The following is a 5,308-nucleotide window of genomic DNA, read 5'->3' as shown; positions in this document are numbered from 1 at the left end:
CTATGCATAAAAAAATCGCAATAGTACCGATATCTAAACAGAAGGAAGATAAACCTCAAGTTTCTTTACCCCTGTTGAAGTAGGAGTCAATTATGCAAAGGCCATTTACAGTCTTAGAAACAGCTTTGATTTCGGTGTTAGTTGCCAATTTGATTAACGGTATCTACTTAGAACCGAAAACGAATGCTGCTGTAGCTGCACCGGGCGATCGCCCTTCATCTATTATCCCTACCACAGCGCAATGCGAATGTCCAAGAACTCCACCTGGGGGCAAGTAACAGAAATCGATCGCATAATTCTTGATTGCTTAACCGATATACAAATAGCAGCGCACAAAGGCGCTGCTGTCAACCTGAAAATCATCTATATATTAGGAACACAAAACTCATGGCTACCACACTCCCTTTTATCGCCCACTGTCTCGAACAACGCGGCTGGAAGTACAAATTTGATGCTGATAATACTCGCGTCATTACTGGTGTCAAAGCTGAAAATGTCGATAATTTTGTAATCTTCATCCAGCTTAGCGAAAATGGCGAATTTTTGCAATTCGTTGCGCCGCAATTGCTGGCGGTGAAAGACTGCCTTTATAAGGGCCTCCTGTTTCAGACAATGCTGGCTATTAGCTGGGAAGTCAAGATGCTGCGGTTTGAATACGATCCTACAGATGGCGAAGTTCGCGCTTCTATTGAGTTGCCGATCGAGGATGCCCACGTAACAGAATGCTTGTTTAATCGGTGTTTGAGCGGTTTAATTCAGTTGGTGGACTCGAACGCGATGCCCAGATTAAATGCGGTGTTAGCAACGGGTGTCGATCCGGGGCGAAAAGATTTGACCGAACAGCTTTTAGATGGGATGCCCGATGAGTTTTTGAATTTGCTGGGAGATGCGATCGCCCATCGCCGGCAACTCGACAGCTAATTAGATCGGGACTTACGCATCCAGGCCTAAAAACCCGGTTTCTACCTCAATATTTCTCGGAAAAATGCACGAAATTTTGTGGAAACCGGGTTGTTTTGGGTAAATCCTGTGGATGCTGCGATCGCCTGGGTATGAATTGTTTTGCATAAATGTTCTGTACCCAGTCGATTAAATATCATAACTACTACTCAGGATTGTGAATCAAATGGCTAATCTAATCGCACTTCGGCGCCCACCTGTTACCGCCCCGTCTGAGGGACTGCGACTGTCGGAAAATGAATTTTGGGGTAAACAACTGTTGCGGGCGATCGGCTCCCAGCAGCTCAAAATCGCCGAACAGACGGCATTTTGGGGAACTTTTGCCGCAGCGGCGATCGCGGCGGTTTCCCAACAGACAATGGTTGCAATTCCCCTATCTTTGTGCTGTGGGTTGAGTTTAATGAACCGCCGCCGTTTTGAGGAAGTTTTGCAGCAGCGTCTGGCGGCTGCGACAGCAGAAATAGCGACTGTTCGCACAATGGAAAATCGGCTTGATGCGATCGGTTCGATTCAGGAACGAGTCTTGACTTTGGAGAAAGCGCAGTTGCAGCAGCAAATTACTCAATTGCAACAGTGGGCGAGTGATTTGGACGATCGCGCGGATGAATTGGGCGATCGCGCTCTACAATTAGATCAAGTCCAGCAGCAGTTAGCCGTCTTCAAACGGTTAGCATCCGTACCTGCAAAAACAGGTCGCGGGCGAGTAGCAATATTTATTGATGGCGCCAACTTATTTTATGCAATTCAGGAATTGGGAATCAGAATTGATTATACCAAATTCCTGAAACTTTTAGTAGGAGATGATAATTTATTTCGAGCTTTTTACTATACTGGAGTAGAAGCTGCGGATGAGAAACAGCACGGCTTTTTGTTGTGGATGCGACATCACGGTTTCCGGGTGGTATCTAAGCCGGTGTTGCAGCGGCCGGATGGATCTAAGAAAGCGAATTTGGATGTAGAGATGGCGATGGATATTGTTAGTTTGGCGGGGCAATACGACACGGTGGTTTTGGTGGGTGGGGATGGAGATTTGGCTTGTGCGCTGGATAAGGTAAGTGCTCAGAGGGCAAGGGTGGAGGTGGTGAGTTTGCGATCGATGACGAGTGAGGCGTTGATTGATGTGGCGGATTCTTATGTGGATTTGGAGGAGATTAAGGGGAAGATTTGCAAGTCGGCTAACTGACATTTTTTCCACCTGAACATAAAAACACTTGTCTGGTTCGATTATCCTGACTAGACGAGAGTTCGCCGTGTCAGAATATGTTAGTCCTCAACAGAGGCTATCACCCTGTTTCAAAAAAGCTCAAATAATTATGGCATAAAGCTTCTAGCTGCTTTTGTCTCCTTTCGAGTCATTGGATAAAAGAATTTAAGTGACTTGCAGAACTTTAGCGATATTTCTGGATAAATGACAAACCACACCGTTACAGTTTCGCGCAGGGTGTCACAGAACGCTAACTTAGAAGGTCTGCTCGTCCTCCAAGCAAAACCTGTGTCAGCTCTTCTACGGAAAACCAAGTTTTCTTTAGGGAGTTGATATTTCGTCAGTGGTCTTTATAAACTTATACTCTCAAAGGAGCGTTTATTTATGGTCGGAAAGGACAACCAGTCATCTCCTGAGCCAAACGAAAAGTCCACTGAAGTCGGACTGAACGAGCTAGCCCTCGAAACGCAGAGGCATCCGCCTAAGAGTTTCGAGGACGAACGAGCCTGGACTCGGCTGGTTTCAGAACTCAGCAAACCTGGTCAGCTTTCAAAGCCAAAGCATCCATCTGGATTATCTGCCAGTGAGTACAATCAAGTTTCAGAAGTAACTAAGCAAGAAACGGATTTGGCACTTGTCCAATTTACTCGGCGGAAGAAATTTGATCCTGAAAAAGGAAATATTCTACACTTGGCGAGGCATATTCAGTCTAAAAAACATATAGATAGCTGTCTTGATCATCGTGGCATTCATAGGAGAACTCAGAATGGGGAACCCGTCATAGATATCCTGGTTTCAGCCGATAGACCAATTAGCAACCATCAATCTGGGGATGCAGAAGAATCAAACATGACTTATTTAGACCAATTTACTTCCCAGGAACATGACCCTTCTTTTTTAGAACAATTCAGGCAAATCATGGTACAGAATCCCCAAAATATTTTCGGCAAGCCAATGAGTAATCGTCAAGATGTTACTTTACAGAAAATAGGTCTCTTGTGGTTAGATGGCTACACATGGGATGAGATATCAGAAATTTTGTCGGTAAAATTTGGTTCTGTTAGTTCTTTTTTCAGTCGAGCCATCAAAAACCCGGAACTGGTAGCCCAGGTAAAAATATACTTGGCACAGTTTTTATTCATTGTGGCCATTCTTTTAAACTCTTGGGATATAAACTAAAGAAGTCAAATTGCCTTGATAGCATAAGTGAGCATCAAAAATAATGGATGAGCAGAGTCTAAATGCTTATCTCAATCTGGTTAATGCACTGCTGACTTGTCCGAGTGGACAAGAGGGAGAGGTTTTGAGTGCTAACCAGGAACTAATTGATGCTCACTTAGTCCATATAATGGAGCAAGTAGCAGAAAAATTATTGGTCGAAAATGGTAATGAAAATTCGGCTATTTTTTTGCAGAATCTTGCGAATAAAATAGCGGGTTTATTCGCTAATTTATCAGCCACTAATTCAGAAGAATATTTTAAATTTTTATTGAATCTTTTACAAGCTATTTCGGACAGCGATGCGAATCTGCAAGTCGTTTACCCAATTTTACAAGCGAATATAGATAAACTCAATGCTCAACTTGTGGAAGTGCTACAAACATGGGGAAGTAATTATTTAACTGAACTACTCTCCGAGGAAGCACAAAATTTAGCATCAGCACTTTGTGATTTTGGAAATTTACTTCAACAGTTCCCACGAGGACATAGGGCTGATAATTTAGAAATTGCGATTGTATCATATCAAACTGCAATGATTATTTTCAATCAGAAATCTTACCCTATAGAGTGGGCTATGACTCACATTAATTTAGGAAGTGCTTATACTAATAGAATTTGTGGAGAAAAGGCGGAAAATGTAGAAAAAGCTATCTCAGCTTTTTGTTGTGCTTTAACTGTTATTACTCCTATTAGCTTTTCTAGGGATTGGGCCACCTGTCAAATAAATTTGGGTAGGGCATACTATAACAGGATAAAAGGTGTACGAGGCCAAAACTTAGAAAATACAATTGTCTTCTATCAAGCAGCTTTACAGGTTTATAATCGTCAAAATTTTCCAGATCAATGGGCAAGTTTGCAAAATAGTCTTGGCAATGCTTATAGCGATCGCATAATTGGTGATAGAGCTGAAAATGTGGAGATAGCAATTAATTATTATCAATCAGCTTTACAGGTTTACACTTGTGAAAATTTTCCAGATCAATGGGCTACTACTCAGAATAATTTGGGTACTTCATATAATTGCCGCATCTTGGGAAAGCGTTTAGAAAACTTGGAACAAGCTATACATTGCTATCAAGATGCTTTGCAAATCCGTACTCGTGAGGCTTTTCCACAAGAATGGGCAGCTACTCAAAATAACCTGGCTGCATTTTACAGCAACAGAATTCAAGGGGATAGGTCGGAAAATTTAGAAATGGCTATTTCCTGTTATGAAAATGTGTTGGAAGTTTACAGTATCGAGGCATTCCCTTATGACTGGGCAATGATTCAAAATAATTTGGGAAATGCTTACAGCAACAGAATTAGGGGAGATAAAGTCGAAAATTTGGAAAGAGCAATCGCCTGTTTCAACGCAGCTTTACAGATACGCACTCGCGACCAATTTCCCGAAAACTGGGCAATAAGTCAAAATAATTTAGGGACTGCTTATAGCGATAGACTAAGGGGAGATAAAGCTGATAATTTGGAAAGAGCGATCGCCTGTTTTAAAGCAGCTTTAGAAGTCTACACCCGCTCAGCTTTCCCTCAAAACCATGCAGAAACCTTATTAAATTTGGGTCTTGCTTACAGAAATGTTCCCCAATTGCAGCTAGCTTATGATACGTTTGATGCTGTCATTAACACGGTGGAGTTCCTGCGGAGTGAGATTCGTTCCGGGGATGAAACTAAACAAAAATTAGCTGAGAAATGGAATAAACTCTATTTAAGCATGGTAGAAGTTTGCCTAGGAATTGGCAACTATACCAAAGGGATGGAATATGCTGAACGCAGCAAAGCCTATAATCTGGTTGAACTCCTCACCACTCGCGATTTATATCCCAAAAGGAACCTAATTAAACCTATCTCTTTTTCAGAAATTCAACAATTACTAATAGATAAAAAAACCATTATTATTGAATGGTATGTAATCGAAGATAAATT

General features: G+C 41.9%; 5 protein-coding genes and 1 pseudogene. 5 read left to right on the top strand and 1 reads right to left on the bottom strand.

Annotated features, from left to right (window positions below; genetic code table 11):
* Positions 1–92 precede the first annotated feature (92 nt).
* Together IQ270_RS27855 and IQ270_RS27850 are read left to right on the top strand one after the other, a co-directional pair.
* On the top strand, positions 93–278 hold the full coding sequence (locus IQ270_RS27855; protein WP_193976377.1) for a hypothetical protein: 186 nt from the start codon (positions 93–95) through the stop codon (positions 276–278).
* A 109-nt stretch (positions 279–387) separates the two neighbouring features.
* On the top strand, positions 388–921 hold the full coding sequence (locus tag IQ270_RS27850; protein ID WP_193976376.1) for a hypothetical protein: 534 nt from the start codon (positions 388–390) through the stop codon (positions 919–921).
* Between the two features lie 41 nt (positions 922–962).
* Here IQ270_RS27850 and IQ270_RS27845 read toward each other — a convergent pair whose 3' ends face one another.
* Positions 963–1,100 carry a hypothetical protein gene (locus tag IQ270_RS27845; protein WP_193976375.1) on the bottom strand — a complete coding sequence of 46 codons (138 nt, stop codon included), beginning with the start codon at positions 1,098–1,100 and terminating at the stop codon, positions 963–965.
* Between the two features lie 554 nt (positions 1,101–1,654).
* Between IQ270_RS27845 and IQ270_RS27840 the strand changes: the two are divergent.
* The 3 genes and pseudogenes from IQ270_RS27840 to IQ270_RS27830 all read left to right on the top strand — a co-directional run.
* Positions 1,655–2,143 (top strand): annotated as a pseudogene (locus IQ270_RS27840) (NYN domain-containing protein); the annotation flags it as partial.
* Between the two features lie 405 nt (positions 2,144–2,548).
* Positions 2,549–3,343, top strand: coding sequence for a hypothetical protein (locus IQ270_RS27835; RefSeq protein ID WP_193976374.1), 795 nt, complete (start codon positions 2,549–2,551; stop codon positions 3,341–3,343).
* 43 nt (positions 3,344–3,386) lie between these two features.
* Positions 3,387–5,308: tetratricopeptide repeat protein (locus IQ270_RS27830; RefSeq protein WP_193976373.1), on the top strand; the 1,922-nt coding region annotated here is incomplete at its 3' end.

This window comes from Microcoleus sp. LEGE 07076 (assembly GCF_015207455.1).
In the GTDB taxonomy this organism is placed as follows: Bacteria; Cyanobacteriota; Cyanobacteriia; order Cyanobacteriales; family Microcoleaceae; genus Microcoleus.
Note: the sequence above shows the minus strand (reverse complement) of the source record. Positions and strands in the feature narration are given on the sequence as shown.